Source organism: Streptomyces sp. NPDC029169 (genome assembly GCF_055563935.1).
The window spans coordinates 13,915-35,557 of the sequence record NZ_JBVHXA010000018.1 but is presented as its reverse complement, the minus strand read 5'-3'; the positions used below and the strand labels follow the sequence as shown (position 1 = coordinate 35,557).

Annotated in this window: 18 protein-coding genes and 1 tRNA gene; 4 read left to right on the top strand and 15 right to left on the bottom strand. The window is 71.2% G+C overall.

Annotated features, from left to right (window positions below; translation table 11 throughout):
- Positions 1-43 precede the first annotated feature (43 nt).
- Positions 44-1,009 (top strand): ArsR/SmtB family transcription factor, encoded by a 966-nt coding sequence (locus ACZ4VI_RS28225; RefSeq protein ID WP_468003689.1) that lies wholly within the window; start codon positions 44-46, stop codon positions 1,007-1,009.
- 266 nt (positions 1,010-1,275) lie between these two features.
- Here ACZ4VI_RS28225 and ACZ4VI_RS28220 read toward each other — a convergent pair whose 3' ends face one another.
- From ACZ4VI_RS28220 to ACZ4VI_RS28205, 4 genes are all read right to left on the bottom strand, one after another.
- Entirely contained in the window at positions 1,276-1,917 is a 642-nt protein-coding gene (locus ACZ4VI_RS28220) for an IclR family transcriptional regulator (protein WP_468003687.1), read from the bottom strand.
- Between the two features lie 382 nt (positions 1,918-2,299).
- Positions 2,300-4,090, bottom strand: a complete 1,791-nt coding sequence (locus ACZ4VI_RS28215) for a DEAD/DEAH box helicase (RefSeq protein WP_468003685.1) — start codon at positions 4,088-4,090, stop codon at positions 2,300-2,302.
- 108 nt (positions 4,091-4,198) lie between these two features.
- Positions 4,199-4,450 carry a type II toxin-antitoxin system death-on-curing family toxin gene (locus ACZ4VI_RS28210; RefSeq protein WP_468003683.1) on the bottom strand — a complete coding sequence of 84 codons (252 nt, stop codon included), beginning with the start codon at positions 4,448-4,450 and terminating at the stop codon, positions 4,199-4,201.
- A 5-nt stretch (positions 4,451-4,455) separates the two neighbouring features.
- Entirely contained in the window at positions 4,456-5,937 is a 1,482-nt protein-coding gene (locus tag ACZ4VI_RS28205) for an MFS transporter (RefSeq protein WP_468003681.1), read from the bottom strand.
- A gap of 179 nt (positions 5,938-6,116) precedes the next feature.
- Between ACZ4VI_RS28205 and ACZ4VI_RS28200 the strand changes: the two genes are divergently transcribed.
- Both ACZ4VI_RS28200 and ACZ4VI_RS28195 read left to right on the top strand, forming a co-directional pair.
- Positions 6,117-6,191: transfer RNA gene (locus tag ACZ4VI_RS28200), tRNA-Cys, on the top strand.
- A gap of 58 nt (positions 6,192-6,249) precedes the next feature.
- A complete protein-coding gene (locus ACZ4VI_RS28195; RefSeq protein ID WP_468003680.1) occupies positions 6,250-6,621 on the top strand; it encodes a hypothetical protein in 372 nt (123 codons plus the stop codon).
- A 24-nt stretch (positions 6,622-6,645) separates the two neighbouring features.
- On the opposite strand, the gene ACZ4VI_RS28190 is transcribed toward ACZ4VI_RS28195, so the two are convergent.
- From ACZ4VI_RS28190 to ACZ4VI_RS28150, 9 genes are all read right to left on the bottom strand, one after another.
- Positions 6,646-7,338 (bottom strand): hypothetical protein, encoded by a 693-nt coding sequence (locus ACZ4VI_RS28190; protein ID WP_468003678.1) that lies wholly within the window; start codon positions 7,336-7,338, stop codon positions 6,646-6,648.
- A 7-nt stretch (positions 7,339-7,345) separates the two neighbouring features.
- Positions 7,346-9,580: a hypothetical protein gene (locus ACZ4VI_RS28185; RefSeq protein WP_468003677.1), complete on the bottom strand. Its 2,235-nt coding sequence runs from the start codon at positions 9,578-9,580 to the stop codon at positions 7,346-7,348.
- Positions 9,581-9,611: 31 nt separating this feature from the next.
- Complete coding sequence (locus tag ACZ4VI_RS28180; RefSeq protein ID WP_468003675.1) at positions 9,612-9,968, bottom strand: hypothetical protein; 357 nt, start codon at positions 9,966-9,968, stop codon at positions 9,612-9,614.
- A gap of 242 nt (positions 9,969-10,210) precedes the next feature.
- Positions 10,211-12,529, bottom strand: a complete 2,319-nt coding sequence (locus tag ACZ4VI_RS28175) for a xanthine dehydrogenase family protein molybdopterin-binding subunit (RefSeq protein WP_468003673.1) — start codon at positions 12,527-12,529, stop codon at positions 10,211-10,213.
- Entirely contained in the window at positions 12,526-13,908 is a 1,383-nt protein-coding gene (locus ACZ4VI_RS28170; protein ID WP_468003671.1) for a (2Fe-2S)-binding protein, read from the bottom strand. The genes ACZ4VI_RS28175 and ACZ4VI_RS28170 overlap by 4 nt, the downstream gene beginning before the upstream one ends.
- Complete coding sequence (locus ACZ4VI_RS28165) at positions 13,905-14,780, bottom strand: FAD binding domain-containing protein (RefSeq protein WP_468003669.1); 876 nt, start codon at positions 14,778-14,780, stop codon at positions 13,905-13,907. The genes ACZ4VI_RS28170 and ACZ4VI_RS28165 overlap by 4 nt, the downstream gene beginning before the upstream one ends.
- A gap of 235 nt (positions 14,781-15,015) precedes the next feature.
- A complete protein-coding gene (locus ACZ4VI_RS28160) occupies positions 15,016-16,653 on the bottom strand; it encodes a beta-N-acetylhexosaminidase (protein ID WP_468003667.1) in 1,638 nt (545 codons plus the stop codon).
- Positions 16,654-16,812: 159 nt separating this feature from the next.
- Positions 16,813-17,100 (bottom strand): DUF3039 domain-containing protein, encoded by a 288-nt coding sequence (locus ACZ4VI_RS28155; protein ID WP_137989065.1) that lies wholly within the window; start codon positions 17,098-17,100, stop codon positions 16,813-16,815.
- Between the two features lie 30 nt (positions 17,101-17,130).
- The gene (locus ACZ4VI_RS28150; protein WP_468003665.1) at positions 17,131-17,691 is read right to left on the bottom strand and encodes a YqgE/AlgH family protein; all 561 of its coding nucleotides are present in this window, start codon (positions 17,689-17,691) and stop codon (positions 17,131-17,133) included.
- Positions 17,692-17,956: 265 nt separating this feature from the next.
- Between ACZ4VI_RS28150 and murA the strand changes: the two genes are divergently transcribed.
- Positions 17,957-19,297, top strand: coding sequence for a UDP-N-acetylglucosamine 1-carboxyvinyltransferase (gene murA, locus ACZ4VI_RS28145; RefSeq protein ID WP_468003663.1), 1,341 nt, complete (start codon positions 17,957-17,959; stop codon positions 19,295-19,297).
- 121 nt (positions 19,298-19,418) lie between these two features.
- On the opposite strand, the gene ACZ4VI_RS28140 is transcribed toward murA, so the two are convergent.
- Together ACZ4VI_RS28140 and ACZ4VI_RS28135 are read right to left on the bottom strand one after the other, a co-directional pair.
- Positions 19,419-19,700 (bottom strand): HU family DNA-binding protein, encoded by a 282-nt coding sequence (locus ACZ4VI_RS28140; RefSeq protein WP_017237029.1) that lies wholly within the window; start codon positions 19,698-19,700, stop codon positions 19,419-19,421.
- Between the two features lie 375 nt (positions 19,701-20,075).
- On the bottom strand, positions 20,076-21,512 hold the full coding sequence (locus tag ACZ4VI_RS28135; RefSeq protein WP_468003661.1) for an NAD-dependent malic enzyme: 1,437 nt from the start codon (positions 21,510-21,512) through the stop codon (positions 20,076-20,078).
- Positions 21,513-21,643 lie beyond the last annotated feature (131 nt).

Here is a 21,643-nt window from a genome sequence, read left to right as displayed (position 1 = left end):
GGCCTCGGGCGAAGGTTGAGGCCATGACCGAAAGGCTTGTGCGGTGATCCGGATCCGTTTCACGGCGGAGGACTTCGCCCGGGTGCGGTTCGCCGCCCGGCCGGCGCCGGTGCAGGAGCTGAACGCGGCCTTCATGATGATGTTCCGCGGCGGCGACGAACTGCTCTTCGGACGCTGGCGACGGCGGGTGCTGCGCTCGCTGCCGGAGGCCGTGGCGCCGCTCGGGGATCTCGTACCGGCGGGCGATCCGCCGCTCTTCCTCGACGTGCTCGGCGAGACCCTGGCCGAGGGCCTCGACCTGGTGGAGGCGGCGCGGCCGGAGCTGGTGCGGTCGGAGCTGGAGCGGGTCTACGCGGGGCGGCCGTCCCCGCTCTGGATCCGCGAGCTCCACCGGGGCGACGCGGGGGCGCGGCGCGTGCTGCGGCGCGCGCAGCGGGCGGCGTTCGAGAGCGTCCTGGCGCCGGTGTGGCCGCTCGTACGGGACCTGCACCGGGCGGAGTTCACCCGGCAGGCTCTGACGGTCGCCGAACACGGCGTCGGCGCGGCCCTGCCGGCCCTGGTCCCTGGCACGCGGCTGCGGGACGGCGTCTGGGAGTGGGCGACTCCCGCCTCGCCGGTCGAGCGGGACATCACGCTCGACGGACGCGGCCTGGTCCTGCTGCCGAGCTTCCACTGGACGGGCCACCCGCTGGTCCAGGATCTCCCGGACCGGCCGGTGGCCGTGACGTACGCGGCGGGCCCGGGCCTGCCGCTCACACCGGACGCGGCGCCCGGCACGGACGAGTCCCTGGCGGCGGTCCTGGGCCGCACCCGCCTCGAACTCCTCCGCGCCCTCACGACCCCCCACACGACGACATCACTGGCCCGCCGCCTCGGCATCAGCAACGCGACGGCCTCGGCACACGCGTCGGCACTACGGGGGGCGGGCCTGATCACGACGGCACGGGCGGGAAGGTCGGTGGAACACCGCAGAACGGCCCTGGGGTCCCTGCTGGTGGGCAGCGCCTGAACCCACGCGCCGGGCCCCCGCCCCCCCCGTTGTGGGCATACGTTCCGCTGGGGCGGAACGGGTGGGCACAACGGACGGCGCCCTTGCGGGCGCCTCCGCCCCGTGCCCCTACGCCCACCCCAGGGCCCTGTACAGCGCAACGGCCTCGGGGTGCGGGTCGGGCCCATGAGCGGAACGCACCCGCAAGGGCGCCGTCCCGTGTGCCCACCCGTCCCGCCCCAGCGGGACGATTGCCCACACGGGGGTGAAGTGGGTTGCCGCGCGCCCTAGCGCAACGCGTCCGCGACCTCCCGGGCCGCGTCGACCACCCTCGGCCCCACCCGTTCCGGAACCGCGTCCGCGAGCATCACGACGCCCACGCTGCCCTCCAGGCCCGTGACGCCGACCAGCGGGGCCGCCGCGCCGCTCGCGCCCGCCTCCAGCTCGCCGTGGGTCAGCGTGAAGCCGGGCTCGGTCAGGCTGCCCTGCCGGGCCGCGAGGATCGCGCGGCCCGCCGCGCCCCGGTCCAGCGGGTGCCGGAACCCGGCCCGGTAGGCCACGTGGTAGTCGGTCCAGGTCGGTTCGACGACGGCGACCGCCAGCGCTTCCGCCCCGTCGACGAGGGTCAGATGGGCGGTCGCCCCTATGTCCTCGGCGAGCGAGCGCAGCGCGGGCAGCGCAGCCTCCCGTACCAGCGGATGGACCTGGCGGCCCAGCCGCAGCACGCCGAGGCCCACCCGGGCGCGACCGCCCAGGTCTCGTCGTACGAGCGCGTGCTGTTCGAGTGTGGCGAGCAGACGGTAGACGACGGTCCTGTTGACACCGAGTCGGTTGGACAACTCGGTGACGGTCAGGCCGTGGTCGGTGTCGGCGAGCAACTTGAGGACCCTGAGGCCCCGGTCGAGCGTCTGGGAGGTTTCCGCGGTCACGACGCCCTCTCCTTCGGAGTGAGTGACGGCGGACCTTCAAACGAGAGCAGCGGCGCCGGTCCCGCGGCGACGCACGTCAGAGGCCGCCGGCAGGCCATGCGCACCGGCTGCGCTCCGCGGCGGCGCTGCCACGGGGCGTTTGCATTGCGGGGACATTAGCGAGCCACTCCGCTCAGCGGAAGACCTCGTCCAGAATCCGGGCGCGAGCGACCGGATACGGCCGGTTCGAGATGTAAGTCGGCCGGTCGCATGACATCGAGGGACAAGACCGGCTTTGTCGTGTGCCACAAACGTGCGGGAACGGAGCGGGCCCGTACGCACACTCACGTACGGGCCCACGGGCTTCCGGACTCACCGCACCCAGAACTCAGCGCATCCGGACTCACCGCATCCGCGTGGCCCACTCCTGAACCTTCTTGATCCGCTCCCGGATCTGCCCCGCCGTCGCCTCCGCGCTCGGCGGCCCGCCGCACACCCGCCGCAGCTCGGTGTGGATGACGCCGTGCGGCTTGCCGCTCTGGTGGACGTACGCGCCGACCATCGTGTTGAGCTGCTTCCTCAGCTCAAGCAGCTCCTTGTGCGAAACGACAGGCCGCCGCTCGGCGGGCAGCTCCAGCAGATCGGCCTCGGTGTCGGGCTTCTTGCGGCTGTGCGCGATCTGCCGGGCCTGCCGCTTCTGGAGGAGCAGCTGCACCTGGTCGGGTTCGAGGAGCCCGGGGATGCCGAGGTAGTCCTGCTCCTCCTCGCTGCCCGGGTGGGCCTGCATGCCGAACTCGGCACCGTCGTAGAGCACGCGGTCGAAGACGGCGTCGGACTCCAGCGCCTCGAAGGGCAGCATGTCCTGCTCGCCGGTGTCCTCGTCCTGCTGCTTCTCGGCCTCCGCCAGCTCCTTCTCGGACTCGGCGTACGGGTCCTCCTCGCCGTCCTTCTTGGGCTTGTCGAGGACGTGGTCGCGCTCGACCTCCATCTCGGTGGCGAAGCCGAGGAGATTCGGAATCGTGGGAAGGAACACGGACGCGGTCTCGCCGCGCCTGCGCGAACGTACGAAACGTCCGACGGCCTGCGCGAAGAAGAGGGGAGTCGAAATCGTCGTCGCGTAGACACCCACGGCGAGGCGGGGCACGTCGACGCCCTCGGACACCATGCGGACGGCGACCATCCAGCGGTCGTTGTTCTCGCTGAACTCGTCGATCCGCTTGGAGGCGGCGGCCTCGTCGGAGAGGACGACGGTGGCCTTGGTGCCGGTGATCTCGCGGATGAGCTTGGCGTAGGCGCGGGCGGAGTCCTGGTCGGAGGCGATGACGAGCCCGCCGGCGTCGGGGATGCCCTTCCGGACCTCGGTGAGGCGCTGGTCGGCGGCGCGCAGGACGTTCGGCATCCAGTCGCCGCGCGGGTCGAGGGCGGTGCGCCAGGCCTGGGAGATGGCGTCCTTGGTCATGGGCTCGCCGAGCCGGGCGGCGATCTCGTCACCGGCCTTGGTGCGCCAGCGCATGTTGCCGCTGTAGGAGAGGAAGATGACGGGTCGCACGACGCCGTCGCCGAGGGCGTTGCCGTATCCGTACGTATAGTCCGCCGACGACCGCCGGATCCCGTCGTTCCCTTCTTCGTACGTGACGAAGGGGATGGGGTTGGTGTCCGACCGGAAGGGCGTACCGGTCAGGGCGAGGCGCCGGGTCGCCGGGTCGAAGGCCTCCAGGCAGGCCTCGCCCCAGGACTTGGAGTCACCGGCGTGGTGGATCTCGTCGAGGATGACGAGGGTCTTGCGCTGCTCGCAGCGGTTGCGGTGGAGCATGGGGCGCACGCCGACACCGGCGTACGTGATGGCGACGCCGTGGTACTCCTTGCTGAGCGGCCCGGCGCTGTAGTCGGGGTCGAGCTTGATCCCTATCCGCGCGGCGGCGGCGGCCCACTGCTTCTTCAGGTGCTCGGTGGGGGCGACGACCGTGACCTGCTGCACGACGTGGTGATGCAGCAGCCAGGACGCGAGGGTCAGCGCGAAGGTGGTCTTTCCGGCGCCGGGCGTCGCGACCGCGAGGAAGTCGCGGGGCTGCTCCTGGATGTACTTCTCCATGGCGCCCTGCTGCCAGGCGCGCAGCTTGTTCGCGGTACCCCAGGGGGCCCGGCCGGGGAAGGCGGGAGAGAGGTGATGGGAGGAGGTGGCGGTGGTAGTCACGGTCTCCGGTTCGACGCTCGTCCAGGTATGACAACCGGGCCACCCTACCGGTGCGGTCGCCGGGGGACGGGACGGACGAGGCCGTGACGGGGCGCCGTGAGACGGTCCTCACAACTCCCGCAACCGGCGCGCGATGCCGGGAATGTCCGCGCACTCGCCACTGGCCACGTCGATGACCAGGTCGTATGCCTCGTCGTGGTCCGCGTCGGCGAGATCGACTCCGTTGACCCCGAGGTACGCGGCGGCCGAGAGCCAGGCCGCGCGCTTGTTCCTGTCGACGAAGGGGTGGTTGGTGGCGAGGGCGTGCAGGAGCGCGGCGGCTCTCTCGTACGGGTCGGTGTACGCGCTCTCGCCGAACATCGCCCCTAGGGCCGCGTGCCCGCCTGAGCGACCGGTTTTGGCTGAGGCCCCCTCAAACGGGTCGCGACCCACGCCCCCACCAAGGCCACCCCCGCCATCGGCAGGAAGACCGCCGCGAAGGCGACCGGATGCGACGCCGAGGCGGAGGCGGTCGCGTGGCCCACCGTCCCGCCGCCCAGCGCCGCGAACGCCGCGCCGCCCGCCGCGAGGAGCAGCACGTTCGAGAGTGCGTCCGAGATCTGCAGGGCCGCCGAGTTCGCGCCCGCCTCCTCCGGGGCCGAGAGCTTGAGCAGCAGCACGCTCGTCGAGGCGATCACCAGGCCCATGCCCAGACAGCCCCACGCCCAGGCGAGGGCGACCGTCCAGGCGGGCACCCAGGGGATCAGGACGGTCGGCGCGGTCGCGATCGCCGCAGCGACGAGCAGCATCCCGAGCACGACAAGCCGTTCGCGGTACGGCTCCGTCCACGGTCGGGACTGGATCCAGGAGCCGAGCGCCCACGTCGCGCCGCCGACCGCGAGCGACAGACCCGCGAGCGTGGGGCTCAGCCCGCGCTGGGTGACGAGCATGAGCGGCACGAAGGACTCGGCGGCGATGAAGGACCCCGCCGCGACACCCCGCAGCAGCACCACGGACGGCAGGCCCCGCGCCGCCCGGTACGTCCCGCGCGGCAGCAGCCCGAGCGCGGCGGGCACGAGCAGCGCCGCGCCGGCCACGGCCGGCAGCAGGGAGAGCCAGCGCAGCTCCTGCCCGGCGTACTGGAGCAGCCCCGCGCCCGCCGAGATGCCGAGCGCGAGCCGGATGCGCCGCCGGTCGTACGGAGGGAGGGGCGCGGCGGGGTCGGCGGGCCCGGAGGCGGTACGGCGTATGGCGGGCAGAGCGAGTGCGAGCGGGAAGACGACGAGAACGGGGATCCCCACGAAGACCCAGCGCCAGCCCAGATGTTCGGTGATCGTCCCGGAGGCGAGCGGCCCGACGACGGACGGGACGACCCAACTCGCCGCGAACGCGGCCATGATCGCGGGCCGCAGGGTCTCGGAGTACGCCCGGCTCACCACCACGTACAACGCGACGATCACCAGCCCTCCACCCAGCCCCTGCACGGCCCGCCCGAGGATGAACAGCCACATCGTGCCGGCGGTCCCGGAGAGCAGCAGCCCGGCGGCGAAGGCGCTGATGCCGGCGGTGAGCGGGGCGAGGGGCCCGCCGCGGTCGGACCACTGCCCGGAGAGGACCATGGCGAAGAGGCTGGTGGTGAAGTACGCGGAGAAGGCGAAGGCGTACAGCGGGATCCCGTTCAGCTCGCGCGCCGCGACGGGCATGGCGGTGCCGACGGCGGTCGCCTCGAAGGCGATGAGCAGGACGACGGAGACGATGCCGATGCTGAGCGCCCGGTGCTCCCGGTCGAGCACGGAGGCGCCGCCCGCGGGGGCGGCGACGGTGGTGTTCGGCGCGACGTCGGCGTCGCGGGGTTCGAGGGCGCTCATGGCCCCAGCGTAAGAGGCGTAGCACCAGATGGCCCCTGTCCGGAGTCGGGTCCGGCCTGGTCCCCTGGTCGTACGACCGCGGCCCCTTGTGAACGCCGTATGGCAGTCGCATTGCGGCCCGCCCGGATTCCTTGAGCCCCTCCCCCGCCCCGCCCTACGGTCGTACTCATGCACAACACGGCCGTGTGCCCGAGTGGTTGAGGGGCTCGCCTGCAAAGCGAGTTACGTCGGTTCGAATCCGATCACGGCCTCCATAGGATCTTCACACGATCGCATCGCCTGTGCCAGAGTCCGCCCATGACTGATACAGGCATGAGACGCAGGCTGGGCGCCGTCGCCGGAGTTGCCCTCTCGGGCGCGCTGCTGCCGGGCGTCACGCTGGGCAAGGAGGCCGCGGACGTGGGCCTCTCCATCGCGATCGGGGGCCTGGTGGTCGCCGTCCTCACACAGCTGATCCACATAGGCCCCTCCGAGCGCGTCCCCGCCCCGGCCTTGCTGGCCTTCGCGGCGGCGGGCTTCGTCCAGGACGCCCTGATCTGGTGGCTGCTGTCCTGGCTGGGCGGCAAGATGCTCCCCCTCGAGGTGGACGGCCTCGCGACGATCCTCCTCGCCGCCCTGATCACCCGCACCTCGATCCTCACCCTGTCCCTGCTCGGCCGACCGGGCCGGCCAACCACGGACTGAGACCGAGTCGCCCCCGGCACCCCCCTACGGGTAGCCGGGCCAGTTCGCGTCGCCGACCTGCGGGGCGGACGTCGGCAGGTTGGTGTCATTGGTGCAACCCGCCTCGTCCGCGACCTTGTTGGCGACTTCTAGCAGCAGGTCGAGGCCGATTTCGCGGGCCTGCTTCGCATTGAGGTGGGCGGAGTCCATCGGGTATGCCATGACGTCCACCATCACGTACTTGTCGTTCAGGATGTACTCCGGAGTGCCCTTCGGCAGGTTCAGATCACACTGAAAGAAGAGCCGGTTCGTGGACCGCAGGTAGTAGGCACGCACCCCGGCGTCGAACGCCGTCACCTTCTCGTCAGGGCGAGCGCCGGCGGCCAGAGGTTCGGGCGGCTTGGGCAGCGCCTCGCGCCAACTGAGGTTCACCGAGAGCAAGGACTCCACGCCGTCGTCGCCCTGGGCATCGTAGGAGCAGTAGGTGAGGGAGTGATCCTCGATCACCTTGTACGGGGACTTATGAACGAACAGCTGTTTCCCTGGCCCAAGCAGCTTCTGCATCGACTCCCGACTGGGCGTCCCGTCCCAACATGGCTTGGCCGGCGCGCTCAGCGGCTTGGCCTCCCCGTTGTCGTCGCCGGCCCAGAGCCATACTCCGAGCCCCGCGGCGGCGACCACCAGCACCGCCACAAGGGAAAGGACCTTGCCCCTCACTGACAGACCCGTCACCGACATGCTTCACCTACTCCGGAGGGTTGCGCTTGTAGAAGTCTTTTGCGCGTCTCTGCAGGTCGTCGCCGTAGCCAAAGCCCAGCTTCGACTGCTCTTCCACGCTCCTGCGTAGATCGACCTCGTTGGCACCGGCCGGAATGCCTGCCACGGACAGGCCGTTACGCGCCTGCTCGGTGGCGTTCCGCTCGGCCTCGAACGACGCTTTCCCCGCCTCGTCCGCCGTCTCCGCCGCCGTGTTCCGCTCGGCTCCCTCGACCATCTCTCCGACCACCATCTCGGTGACGCCACTGATGATCTCCCCCGCCACGGGGACTTGGTCGGTCACCGCACCGACCGTCGCGCTGAAGCCCAGGTTGAACATGTCGGCACGCTTCTGCAGTTGTTCGTTGTACTCCTTGTCGCTCAACTGCCCGCCGGTGACGATCTCGTCGTGCCGCGCGCCGCCCAGGATGCCCTCGATGGAGCCCGTGCCGAAGGCGATGTTCTGAAGGTTCTCCGCCGGAGTGCCGGTGAACTTGTCCGGGTGCTTCACGACTTCGTTCATCAAGGACGCCGAATAGTTCTCCGCCCCGAGGGCCGCCTCGGCGTACGACTCCGGATTCCTGCCCAGCACGTCCAGGAACTCGACGGTCGCCATGGTGTCGAAGCCCTGCGGATGACCGTAAAGGTCCGCGAACGTGTCGCCCTGCCGCAGCGTGTTGTTGATCTCGGGCATGTACTCGCCAGCCATGCGTCCCATGCTGTCGGCCATCTTGTCGTCCATCAGCTTGGGGTCGGCGGCCAGCGAGTTGATCACCTTCTCCATGATGGCCTGGCGCTCCGGGGTGTGCTCCGGGTGCGGGGACATCGGCCCGTGATCGAACGGCATCCCCGTCGTCGCCGCCTCCAGCGCGTGCCCCAGCGCGTCCTTGCCGAACACCTTGTCCTCACCCGCGGTGATCGGTGAGGTCGCGTCGGGGATCCACGTGCGGGCGCCCTCGCCCTTGCCGTCCGAGCCCATGCCCATCAGATAGTCGAGGTTGGTCATGCTCTCGCCGGGCCCCGCGACGCTCGCCTGCAGGAAGGCGGTGGAGGCGTCGGGGTTGCGGCCGTACGCCTCGAGCAGCCCGGTGAGCGGGTCCCAGCCGGCTCCCCCGGTCGCGTCGGCGTTGAGGCCGAAGCCCTTCATGAGCGCGTAGCTGCCGTCCACGCGGGACCAGGCGTTACCCTCCCGCTCGTACGCGATCATGTCGTTGCCGACCTTGTCGAGAAAGTCCTTCTCGTACGTGCCATGGCGAAGCAGCGTACCGAGGACCTGGTAGCCCTTGGGCTCGACACGGTTGCCCAGCATCTCCAGGTCCAGATTGCTGCGGCCCAGCTTCATCAGCTCCTGGGTGTACTCGTCCCCGAGCTTCGGCTGCGCGGTGGCGAGGGCAACCCCCATGCTGTCCTGGATCGTGCGCGCGAGCTGAAGCTGCGTACCGCCTTCGGCGGTGCCGTCGAGCGAGATCTGGGCCTGGAACCTGAGCGCGCCCTCGGGACCGAGGTCGCGATAGAGCGCAGTGGCGAAGGGCTGGTCGTCGGCGTTGTACTTGAGGATCGTGCTGAGCTCCTTGAGCTCAGCCTCCGACAGTTCCTTGCCCTGCTTGTAGAGGTCCAGGCTCTTGTGCGCGAGTTCGTTCGCGCGCTCCTCCTGCGCCGCGTCGAGCGAGTCGTAGTTCTTGTGCCCGAAGTTGTTCGGGTCGTTGCCGTGCGACTTGCCGAGCGCCCTCGCCACCGAGGCGTCGATCTCCGCCGCGTGCCCGATCAGTGAGGTCACACGGTCGGCCAGCGCCTGGGCCGCATCCAGCTGCGCCTGGGTGCGCTCGTCAGTGTCGCCCCGTACATGCGGGAAGAACCAGCGGACCGCCCCACCGCTGATGTCCTCGATCCTGCAGCCGAGACTGGCCGCGTCCGCGCCGACTGCGGTCTTCACTTTCTTCTGGATGTCGACGAGTTCGGTGTGGGCGTCGTCGAGGAGTTGGTACGTGGTCTCGGCCTGAGCCTGCGCGTCGGCGAACTCCTTCTTCGTCTTGCGTACGAAGTCGCGGGTCACCGTCGCGTTGTCACCGCTCCACCGCGCACGCTCCGACTTCGCGTACATGCCGTCGTCGGCGCTGCGCGCCAGCTTCTTGAGGCTGTCGGCCGCCCTCTTCCAGTCCGCGACGGCCGTGCCCAGCTTGCCGAGATCGACCTCGACGAGGTCTGTGAGAGTGAGGCTGCCCACCACTGTTCCCCCGTTCCCCTGTTCGTCGCGCCTACTTGAAGTACTCGTTGATCTTCGACCAGGACTCCGCGCTGCCGTCCCGATGCCGCAGCGAAGCCGCGATCTCGGCGTCGTCGTTCGCGTGCAGCGCCTTGCTGTAGTCGAGGTGGTTGGAGATGTGCGCGCAGGCCTGCAGCAGGGTCTTCAGGGAGGTGTCCCACATGGTGAGGGCTGTCGTGAGTGCCGGTCCCAGCGCGAAGTTGTTGTTCGAGAGCTCCGAGGCCGCCTGCGCCGTCGACCCAACACCGTCTTTGCCCGCCCCCGTCCCCGCGAGGTCCGCCCCCTTGCTCAGCTCCCCGTGCAGAATGAACGCCTCATGCCCAACGGCGCCCAAGTCGTCCTGGTTCACGACGAGATCGCCAGGTCCGGAGCCACCCGGATCCGCAGGCACCTGATTGAGTTGCATCCTGGTCGACTGTTGCTCGGCGGCAGCTCTCTTGCTCTGCTCCCACTCGTCCCACGCCATGAAGGTTCCTCCCCCGTGCGTACCGTCGGACGGGCACACTGCGGCGAACCTAGTGAAGCGATTCACGTATTGGCAAGAGCTATCTGCAAACACCAAGCTCAGCGCATCGGCGGCAAGTTGACGATCTACACGTCGACGGAAGCCACCGCCGCCTGCGGGCGGATCGGGAGGCGGTTGATCGGGCGGCCTGTGGCTGCGCGGACTGCTGAGGCGACCGCTGCCGGGGAGGTGACGACCGGGACCGCGCTGGCGGCCTTCGCGCCGAAGGGGGCCACCACGTCGCGTTCCTCGACGAGTTTCACGATGCGAATGTCCGGGGCGTCCAGGGACGTCGGAAGGGCGTAGCCCGTCAGGTCCGGGTGGCGGATGACGCCGCGGGCCGTGCGGAGGTTCTCCGTGAGGGCCGCGCCGACGCCCTGGGTGACGCCGGCCTCGATACGGGTGGCCAGCTGGGCCGGGTTGAGGACGCGGCCGACGTCCTGGGCGACGGCCATCTCCACCACGCGGACCGAGCCCAGTTCGATGTCCACGTCCACCACCGCGCGGATCGCGCAGAACGCGAGGCCCACGAAGGCGTCGCCCTGGCCCGACTCGTCCAGGGGCTCCGTCGGGTGGGGGCGGCACTGGGCCGTGGCCCAGAGTTCCTTGCCGTCCATCGCCTCCGTGACCGTGGTCGACAGGACGCCGTCGTACGACGTGATCTTGCCGTCCGTGATCTGGAGCAGCTCCGTCGACATGCCGAACTTGTGGGCCAGCGGCTGCAGGAGCTGCGTCCGTACCATCTTGGCCGCCCGCTCCACCGCCCCGCCCGACACCCACGTATGGCGGCCGTGCGTCGCCGGGCCCGCCGGCGGCTGGTCCGTGTCCACCGAGGCGACGTGGACCTCCTCAAGGCCCAGCGTCTCCTGCACGATCTGGCGGGCGAGGGTCGAGAAGCCCGAACCCGTGTCCACCGCCGAGCAGATGACCGTCGCGACCCCGTCCTGGACCTTCACCGTCGCCGTCGAGACCTCGTCCGCGCCCTCCGCGCCGAGCATGTGGACCATGCCCACCGCGTAGCCGACGCCCCGGCGCACCGCGCCCGGTTCGCCCGCGCCCTCCGGGCCGCCCGGGAGCAGCCAGTCGTCCTCCGGGGTGTCCATCGGCAGGGAAGGGAGGGGGAAGTCCCTTACGGCGGAGAGGAGTTCGGCCACCGGAGCCGGGCACGTGACCGTCTGGCCCGTCGGCAGGATGTCGCCCGTCGCGAGCACGTTGCGCAGGCGCAGCTCCGCCGGGTCCACTCCGAGACGGGCGGCCAGCTTGTCCATCTGCGCCTCGTACGCCGCGCACACCTGCATCGCGCCCTCGCCCCGCACATGGCCGGACGGCGGGTTGTTCGTACGGACCGCCCAGCCCTCGATGAAGGCGTGCGGAACGACGTACGGGCCGCAGGCGAACGACACCGCGGCCGCCAGGGACTCCGAGGACGCGTCCGCGTAGGCACCGGCGTCGAGCAGGATCTGCGCCTCCACCTTCACCAACCGGCCCTCCGCGTCCGCGTGGTGGCGGTAGCGCAGCAGCGTCGGGTGGCGGTGCGCGTGGCCGAGGAACGACTCCTCGCGCGTGGCGGTGAGCTTGACCGGGCAGCCGGTACGCAGCGCGAGCAGGCCCAGCGGGATCTGGAAGCCCGGGTCCTCACGGTCGCCCGTCGCGCCCGGGACGCCCGTCACGACCACCTTGACCTGGTCCGCCGAGAGGCCGAAGCAGGCCGCCGCCAGGTCACGGTCGGTGTGCGGGTCGGTGGAGGCCGTGTAGATCTCGACCCCGCCGTCGGGGCGCGGCACGGCGAGCCCGGCCTCCGCTCCGATAGGCGCCGGGTCCTGGCGGCCGATCCGGTACAGGCCCTCGACCACCACCTCGCCCGTCGCCTCCGCGTCGCCGAAGCGCAGCGGGATGTGGCGGATCAGGTTCCCGTCCGGGTGCAGCGCCTCGGCCGCGAACGCCTTCTCCGGGTCCGTGACCGGCTCCATGACCTCGTACTCGACGGCGATCGCCGCCGCCGCGAGCCGGGCCGTGTCCGGGTGGTCCGCGGCCACGGCCGCGATCGCCTCGCCGTGGTGGCGGACCAGCTCGGCCGCGAAGACCGGACGGTCGGCGACAGCCCTGCCGTACGTCGCCTCCCCCGGCACGTCGGCATGGGTCACCACGGCCCGTACGCCGGCCATCTCGGCCGCGGCCGTCGTGTCGATCGACACGATCCGGGCGTGCGGGTGCGGCGAGCGCAGGATCGCCGCCCACAGCAGGCCCTCGGCCCACAGGTCGGAGGCGTACGGGAACGTGCCCTCGGTCTTGGCCCGCGCGTCCGCCGACGGGAGGGAGGTGCCCAGGCCGTGGGCGGCCGGCTCCGGTTCCAGGGTGTCGAGCGCCGTGGGGGCGGGGGTGGCGGTGGTCGCGTCGCTGCTCACGCCATGCCTCCGTCGTGCGGGTGCGGAATCTGGTGCGGGATGCGCGCTTCGGCGGCCTGGTCCGCGGCCACGGCCGCGTGCGCCTCGCGTTCGGCGACGACCTCCCGTACGGCGTCGAGCACGCCACGGTAGCCCGAGCACCGGCACAGGTTGCCGCAGAGGGCCTGGCGGGTCTCCAGCTCGGTCGGAGCGTGGTTCCCCTCCAGCAGGTCGTGCACGGTCATGGCCATCCCCGGTACGCAGAAGCCGCACTGGACGGCGCCGCAGCGGGCGAGGGCGCGCTGGACGTCCGACGGTTCGCCGTCCGTCGCCAGGCCCTCGACCGTACGCACCTCACTGCCGGCCGCCGTCGCCGCGGGCACCAGGCAGGAGGCGACGAGCCGGCCGTCGACCTGGACGTTGCACGCGCCGCACTCGCCCTGCGAGCAGCCGTCCTTGGCGCCGGCCAGGCCGAGCCGCTCGCGCAGGACGTAGAGCAGCGACTCGCCGATCCAGGAGTCCGTCACGGGACGGTCGACACCGTTCACACGCAGGGCGTACGAGATGTGCGGGTGCTCGTCGCTGTCCGCGCTGCTGCCCGTGGAGACGGCTGGGGCCGGGGCCGCCTCGGCCACGTCAGCCGCTTCGGCCACCTCGGGGAGTTCACCGGCCTCGGGGGCCTCAGGGAACTCATGGGCCTCATGGGCCTCGGGGATCCCAGGGACCGCCTCAGGAGCGGCCTCCCCGGGCTGCTCCCCCGGCCCGTCCGCCACGTCCGCGGCCGGCTCCGCCGGCTCCTGGACCGCCCACGGCGCCGGCGCGCCCCCCGGCAGGGTCGCCGGTGCGCTGCTCGCGTACTGCGCCAGCATCGACGCCGTGAACTCGCCCGACTCGTCCGACGAATCCGAGCCCTCCGCCACCACCGGGATCTTCCACTGACCGGTCGACGCGGAGTCGGACGGCTCGGCCGCCCCGGTGAAGTCCCACTGGCCGGTCGCATGCGGATCGTGCAGATCGTGCAGATCGTGCGAAACGCTCGGATCGGGTGCCGACGCGTCCGTGAACGTCCACTGGCCCGTCGCGTGCGGGTCCGGGTCGCCCAGCGGCTCCGGCGCCTCCGCGGCCTGCGGCTCCACGGGCGTCACGTCCGCCGCCGTCGGTACCTGCACCACCCACTGCCCCGTCGCCGCCGGGTCCGTCCCCGCGGCGGGGGTGAGCGGCGTCAGCGGCGTGATCATCGGCGGTACGTAGCCGTGGCCCGGCGCCTCCAGCGGGACGCCGTCGAGCATGAACTCCGGCGGCAGGTGCACGAAGGCCGTGGCGTCGCCGTCGTACCCCTCGCTCTGCGGGATCGGCTCCCAGCCGCTCCCCTGCCCCTGGTCGTGGTGTCCGTTGCTCACGACAGCGCCCTCCCCAGTGCCCGTCGAGCCAGCGCGGCGACCGTGCGCCGCAGGTGCAGTACGGCCGGTGGCAGCTGCTCGTCGCCCGGCGGGTCCGGGATGCAGGCCGCCGCCACGTACTCGCCGAACGCCGTCAGCGCCTCCGGCGCGAGACCCCGGTCGCCGTCCCAGTCGACCAGCGACGCGATCCAGTGCTCGGCCTCCAGCGGCCGCAGCGGCATCGGCGCGATGGCCCCGACCGCACAGCGCACCCCGCGTCTGGCCGGGTCGAGGACGACCGCGACGGAGGCGGTGGCGCGGGCCGGACCGGTGCGGCCGGTGGCCTTGAGGAAGACCTGGGGGGCGTGCAGGAGGGGTACGCGGACGAACGCGACCAGCTCGCCGGGCGCCAGCAGGTCGCGGCCCGCCAGCAGGTGGGAGACGGGGATCTCGCGTGTGCCGAGCGGGCCCATGACGACCAGGTCGGCCTCCAGGGCCGCCAGGACGGGCAGGGAGTCGCCCGTGGGGGCGGCGGTGACGATGTTGCCGCCGAGGGTGCCCGCGTTGCGGATCTGGGGCGGTCCCGCGGCGCGCGCGGAGGCGGCGAGGGCGGGGATGAGGGCCGCGAAGTCGGGGCGGCCCATCCGGGCGTGGGTGAGGCCGGCGCCGAGGAGGGCGTGACCGTCCTGGTACTGCCAGCCGCGGAGCTCGTTGATCCGGCCGAGGCCGACGAGTCCGGCGGGCCTGAGCTGGCCCTTGTTGACGGCGGCCATGAGGTCCGTACCGCCCGCGACCGGTACCGCGGCGGGCATGGCGGTGAGTGCCGCCACGGCCTCGTCGAGCGAGGCGGGCAGCGTGACGGACTGCGCCGTCTGTGGTGCGTGCGTGGTCAACCCGCTGCCCCTTCCCGGTGTCCCCGGCGGTCCCCGACTCGTACCAGACTCGTCCCCGGCTGTCGCGCCTGTGTGGCCGTACCGTACGTGCTCACAGCCCGGACGTGGCAACTCTGGCACATCTTCCGGGCCGTCCGACGCGAGGGTCCGCGAAGGACGGTTCCGTCCAGGAAGCCCCACCGGGGTCGGTAACTTCCGTTTTGCCGCTCTTGGGTGACGTGGGGCGCGACCTGCCTCACACGATCGGGGGCGCTCCCTCGAGGGGCCTGCCCAGGACCCCTGGGCGCTGTTGCCAGGGCCGTGGTCCGGCGGGCGGCCGGTAGTCGACGCCGAGGGCGTCGAGGCGCCGGTAGTGGGCGGCCATGCGGCGCTCGAAACCGGCGAAGTCCCGCTCCTCGGGCGCGGGCAGGGCGGACCAGGCGACCTCGGCGAAGGCGGCGAGGCGCGGAAAGACCTGGTAGTCGACGCGGGAGCGGTTCTCCATGACCTCGGTCCAGACGTTGGCCTGGGTGCCCAGGACGTGGGCGGCGGCCTCGGTGCCGAGGCCCGGCGGGACGGGCTCGAAGCGGTAGACGTCCTCCAGGGTCCGTACGTAGCCGATGGGCATCGGCTCGTCTTCGCCCGACGCCTGACGGTGGTCCAGATACACCTGCTGCTCGGGGCACATGACGACGTCGTGCCCGGCCTCGGCGGCGGCGATCCCGCCCGCGTACCCCCGCCAGGAGGAGACGGCGGCGCCTTCCGCGAGGCCGCCCTCCAGGATCTCGTCCCAGCCGATGAGGCGGCGGCCCCGGTCGGCGAGCCAGCGGTCGAAGTGGCGGATGAACCAGGCCTGGAGCTCGTCCTCGCCGGCGAGCCCCAGCTCCTTGATGCGGGCCTGGGCCGTCGGGGACTTCTTCCACTGGTCCTTGGGGCACTCGTCGCCGCCGACGTGGACGAAGGTGGAGGGGAAGAGGTCCAGGACCTCCTCGAACACGCCCTCGTAGAAACGGAGGGTGGCGTCGGTGGGGGCGAGGACGTTCGGGTTGACGCCCCAGGTGTCCCAGACGGTGAGGGCGGTCGTGTCGACGACGTCGGTGTTGCCGAGTTCGGGGTACGCGGCGATGGCGGCCTGCGAGTGGCCCGGGATGTCGATCTCGGGGACGACGGTGATGTGCCGCTCGGCGGCGTACGCGACGATCTCGCGGATGTCGTCCTGGGTGTAGAACCCGCCGTGCGGCGTCTCGTTCCACAACGGCGAGGCCCGGTGCCCCCACTTGGTACGGGCCCGCCAGGCGCCGACCTCGGTGAGCCGCGGGTGGCGCTTGATCTCGACGCGCCAGCCCTGGTCGTCGGTGAGGTGGAAGTGGAAGACGTTGAGCTTGTGCGCGGCGAGGAGGTCGAGACAGCGCAGGACGTCGTCCTTGGGCACGAAGTGCCGCGCCACGTCGAGCATGAGCCCGCGCCAGCGGAAGCGGGGGGCGTCGGTGACGACTTGGGCGGTCACGATCGCGAGCGCGCCGTCCCGGGGCGCCTTCCGGAAAGCGTCGGGACCGAGCAGCTGACGCAGCGTCTGGGCGCCCCAGAAGACCCCGGCCGGATCGCCGCCCACGATCTCCGCCCTGGTGTCGTCAGGCACGGTGAGCCGGTACGCCTCGGGGCCCAGGGTCGCGTCGATGCGCAGGGTCACATTGTTGGACCTGGCCCCGGGCGTGCCCTCCGGAGCGGGCGGCAGCGGCAGACCGAAGGCGGCACCGAGCGTGGCGCGCAGCCAGCGCTCGGCGGACTCGGTGCCGGGCCCGGCCGTGAGGGACGTACGACCGTCGAGGCGGAAGGCGCAACGGTACGGCCCCTCGACCGTCGAGGGCGCCGGGATGAGGTCCTTGTCGGACATGACGTCAGTCAACTGCTCTGGCCTCAGCTTTCCTTACGGATCTGCGCCGTTGCCACCAGTGCCCCGTGCGCCGCCTGCGGGGAAAGCTACGCGAGAACGGCCCCCGGCACGCGTACCGAAGTACGCACACCAGAGGCCGTCCCCGACGTCAAGGAGCCGCTACTTGTCCTTGCCGCCCTTGTCCTTGTCTCCGCCGCCGGAGCCCATGGAGTCGTAGATCTCCTTGCACATCGGGCAGACCGGGTACTTCTTGGGGTCGCGCCCCGGAACCCAGACCTTCCCGCACAGTGCGACCACGGGAGTGCCGTCGAGGGCGCTCGCCATGATCTTGTCCTTCTGGACGTAGTGGGCGTAGCGCTCGTGGTCACCGTCACCGTGGGACACCTGCGGCGTCGGCTCCACGAGGGTTCCCGTACCTGCCCCGCGCTCGGGCTCGAGAGTGCTCATGGGACCCAAGGGTAACGAAGACCGGAGGGGTCAGTTGAGCGAAGGGTCGTCCGGGTACGTCGCGACCATCGCGAGGTCGCTCCGCTGGCGGCGCAGGACCTCGCGCCACAGGGTCTCTGGGCGGGGAGAGGACACGTCTCCGGGTTCGGACTCGACCACGTACCAGGCGCCGTCGCCGAGCTCCGACTCCAGCTGGCCCGGGCCCCAGCCCGCGTAGCCGGCGAAGATCCGGAGCGAGCCGAGCGCGGGGCCGAGCAGCTCGGGCGGGGTCTCCAGGTCGACCAGGCCGATCGCGCCGTACACCCGCCGCCAGCCCAGCGGGCCCTCGTCGCCGGGGATCACCGCCACGCCGAGCGCCGCGTCCAGGGAGACCGGGCCGCCCTGGAAGACCACCCCGGGCTCGCCCGCGAGATCGGCCCAGGGCTCGAGGATGTCACCGACCGTGACGGGCGTGGGCCGGTTGAGGACCACGCCGAGGGAGCCCTCGTCGTCGTGGTCGAGGAGGAGCACCACCGCGCGGTCGAAGTTGGGGTCGGCCAGGGCGGGGGTGGCAACGAGCAGCCGTCCTGTGAGCGAGGACACCTCGGTCATGCGACACATGATCCCGCATCTTCGCCCTTCGCGGGGGCCGAAGAAGCGGAGTCGGCACGGACGGGCGAGCGGCGCAGTTCAGAGCGGCCGCGGCAGCCCCTCACGGTCACAAACGGACGGTGACGCTCCGCAAGATCGTATGAACAGAGGGTGTTGTGCCGAATTCATTACATCTGTGAAGGCCCCTCGGGCTTCCAAGCGGGGGGCCAACGACCCTTACCCTTTTCCCTGGCCCCTGCCCGACCCTCTCCGGAACGCGAGATTCATGACCGGCACAGACGATGTACTGCTTGTCCACGGCGGAACCCCGCTGGAGGGCGAGATCCGTGTCCGCGGCGCGAAGAACCTCGTGCCCAAGGCGATGGTCGCCGCTCTCCTCGGCAGCGGGCCGAGCCGGCTGCGCAATGTGCCCGACATCCGTGACGTCCGTGTGGTCCGCGGACTCCTCCAGCTGCACGGGGTGACGGTCCGCCCGGGCGAGGAGCCGGGCGAGCTGGTCCTCGACCCGACGCACGTCGAGTCCGCCAACGTGGCCGACATCGATGCCCACGCCGGTTCCTCGCGCATCCCGATCCTCTTCTGCGGCCCGCTGCTGCACCGCCTCGGCCACGCCTTCATCCCGGGCCTGGGCGGCTGCGACATCGGCGGCCGGCCGATCGACTTCCACTTCGACGTGCTGCGGCAGTTCGGCGCGACGATCGAGAAGCGGGACGACGGCCAGTACCTGGAGGCCCCGCAGCGGCTGCGCGGTACGAAGATCCGGCTGCCGTACCCCTCGGTCGGCTCGACCGAGCAGGTGCTGCTGACCGCCGTCCTGGCGGAGGGTGTCACCGAGCTGTCCAACGCGGCCGTGGAGCCGGAGATCGAGGACCTGATCTGCGTACTGCAGAAGATGGGCGCGATCATCTCCATGGACACCGACCGGACCATCCGGATCACCGGTGTCGACAAGCTCGACGGCTACACGCACCGCGCGCTCCCGGACCGTCTGGAGGCGGCCTCCTGGGCGTCCGCGGCGCTGGCGACCGAGGGCAACATCTACGTACGCGGCGCGCAGCAGCGGTCGATGATGACCTTCCTCAACACGTACCGGAAGGTGGGTGGCGCCTTCGAGATCGACGACGAGGGCATCCGCTTCTGGCACCCGGGCGGCGCGCTCAACGCGATCCACCTGGAGACGGACGTGCACCCCGGTTTCCAGACCGACTGGCAGCAGCCGCTGGTGGTGGCCCTGACGCAGGCCGCGGGGCTCTCCATCGTCCACGAGACGGTGTACGAGTCGCGGCTCGGCTTCACCTCCGCGCTGAACCAGATGGGCGCGCACATCCAGCTGTACCGCGAGTGCCTGGGCGGCTCGGACTGCCGCTTCGGCCAGCGCAACTTCCTGCACTCGGCGGTCGTGTCGGGCCCGACGAAGCTCCAGGGCGCCGACCTGGTCATCCCGGACCTCCGCGGCGGCTTCTCGTACCTGATCGCGGCGCTCGCGGCCCAGGGCACGTCCCGGGTCCACGGCATCGACCTGATCAACCGCGGCTACGAGAACTTCATGGAGAAGCTCGTCGAGCTGGGCGCGAAGGTCGAGCTCCCGGGCAGCGCGCTCGTGTAGCCCCGCACCGGCGGCGCGCGCTCGTGTAGCGCGCGCACACGGGCAAACAGAAGGGCGGCCACCCCCTGACAGGGTGGCCGCCCTTTCGTCGCTTCAGGCCCGTTTCCAGGCCCTCGGCGCCTTACTTGCCCTTGGCGGCTTCCTTGAGCTTCGAGCCCGCGGAGACCTTCACGCTGTAACCGGCCGGGATGTTGATCGGGTCGCCGGTCTGCGGGTTACGAGCGGTGCGAGCGGCACGGTGGGTGCGCTCGAAGGTCAGGAAGCCGGGGATGGTGACCTTCTCGTCGCCCTTGGCGACGACCTCGCCGACCGTCTCGGCGAGAGCGGCCAGCACGGCGTCGGCGTCCTTGCGGGTCACCTCGGCGCGGTCGGCCAGGGCGGCCACCAGCTCACTGCGGTTCATGTTGTTACTCCCGTGTTCTTCTTGCCTGTGAGGCGTGAGATCGAAGCCGATGCTGCCAGGGCCCTCGGACAGTCCCCGGACCCGGGTCTGCTGACAGACCCTCGCGCCCGAATAGGCATCCTGCCCCCACCAGCGGCGGGAACGCCAATCCGGCACCCTCTGGGGTCACACGAAAAGCGCCACAGGCACTGGCGTGGTGACGTTCCGTCGACTCCGCCGAAACTCTTTGGAGCCGAAGCGCCACCCTAAAGGCGGGTTTACGGCACGGCGACCCGCGACGCGCCGTTCGTGCGGCGGACGTGCGGCGGGCATGGGGCCGGACGTGCGGCGGGCGTGGGGTCGCTCAGAGCCCCACGCCGCCCCTCCGAGGCTCCGTCAGAGCCCGTTCGTCCCGTTGTCGACACCCGCGCCGGCCGCCTTCGCCGCCGTGCGGACGGCGCCGGCCACCGCGCCCGCGACCTTGTCGTTGAAGACCGACGGGATGATGTAGTTCGGGTTCAGCTCGTCGTCGGTGACCACGTCGGCGAGCGCCGTGGCGGCCGCCAGCATCATCTCCGTGTTGACGGTGCGGGACTGAGCGTCCAGCAGGCCGCGGAAGACGCCCGGGAAGACCAGCACGTTGTTGATCTGGTTGGGGAAGTCCGAGCGGCCGGTGGCCACGACGGCCGCCGTCTGACGGGCGATCGCCGGGTCGACCTCGGGGTCCGGATTCGCGAGCGCGAACACGATGGAGTCCTTCGCCATGGCGGCGACGTCGTCCGCGCCGAGCAGGTTGGGGGCCGAGACGCCGATGAACACGTCCGCGCCGACGACGGCCTGCTTGAGGGTGCCGGTGACGCCCTCGGGGTTGGTGTTGTCGGCGATCCAGCGCAGCGGGGTCCCCGGCGCGGCCTCGACCAGGTCCTCGCGGCCCGCGTGCACCACACCGTGGATGTCGGCGACGACGGCGTGCTTGACGCCGGCCGCGATGAGCAGCTTCAGGATCGCCGTACCGGCCGCGCCCGCGCCGGACATGACGACCCGTACGTCCCCGATGCCCTTGCCCACCACGCGCAGGGCGTTGGTGAGGGCCGCGAGGACGACGATCGCGGTGCCGTGCTGGTCGTCGTGGAAGACGGGGATGTCGAGGGCCTCGCGCAGCCGGGCCTCGATCTCGAAGCAGCGGGGGGCGGAGATGTCCTCGAGGTTGATGCCCGCGAAGCCGGGGGCGATCGCCTTGACGATCGCGACGATCTCGTCGGTGTCCTGGGTGTCCAGGCAGATCGGCCAGGCATCGATGTCGGCGAAGCGCTTGAAGAGGGCCGCCTTGCCCTCCATGACCGGCATCGCGGCCATCGGGCCGATGTTGCCGAGGCCGAGGACGGCGGAGCCGTCCGTCACGACTGCGACGGTGTTGCGCTTGATGGTGAGGCGGCGGGCGTCCTCGGGGTTCTCGGCGATCGCCATGCACACCCGGGCCACGCCCGGGGTGTAGATCATGGAGAGGTCGTCACGGTTGCGGATGGGGTGCTTGGACGCCATCTCGATCTTGCCGCCGAGGTGCATCAGGAACGTACGGTCGGAGACCTTGCCGAGGACGACACCCTCGATGGTGCGCAGCTGCTCGACGATCTCGTCGGCGTGCGCGGTCGAGCTCGCGGCGATGGTGACGTCGATCCGGAGCTTCTCGTGGCCGGAGGCGGTCACGTCGAGGCCGGTGACGGAACCGCCGTGGGACTCCACCGCCGTGGTGAGCTGGGAGACCGCGGTTCCGCTTGCGGGAACCTCCAGCCGGACCGTCATCGAGTACGAGACGCTGGGCGCCGTTGCCATGACCGAGTTCCTCTGCTTTCCCTGGCTTCTTTGCTACGCCGGCCCGGCTGGTTGCCCGGCGGCGCCCTCCGATCGTCGCACCTACCAGCGGGTAGCAGGTAATGCGGTCATTTTGTTTTCGGAAAGTAGTT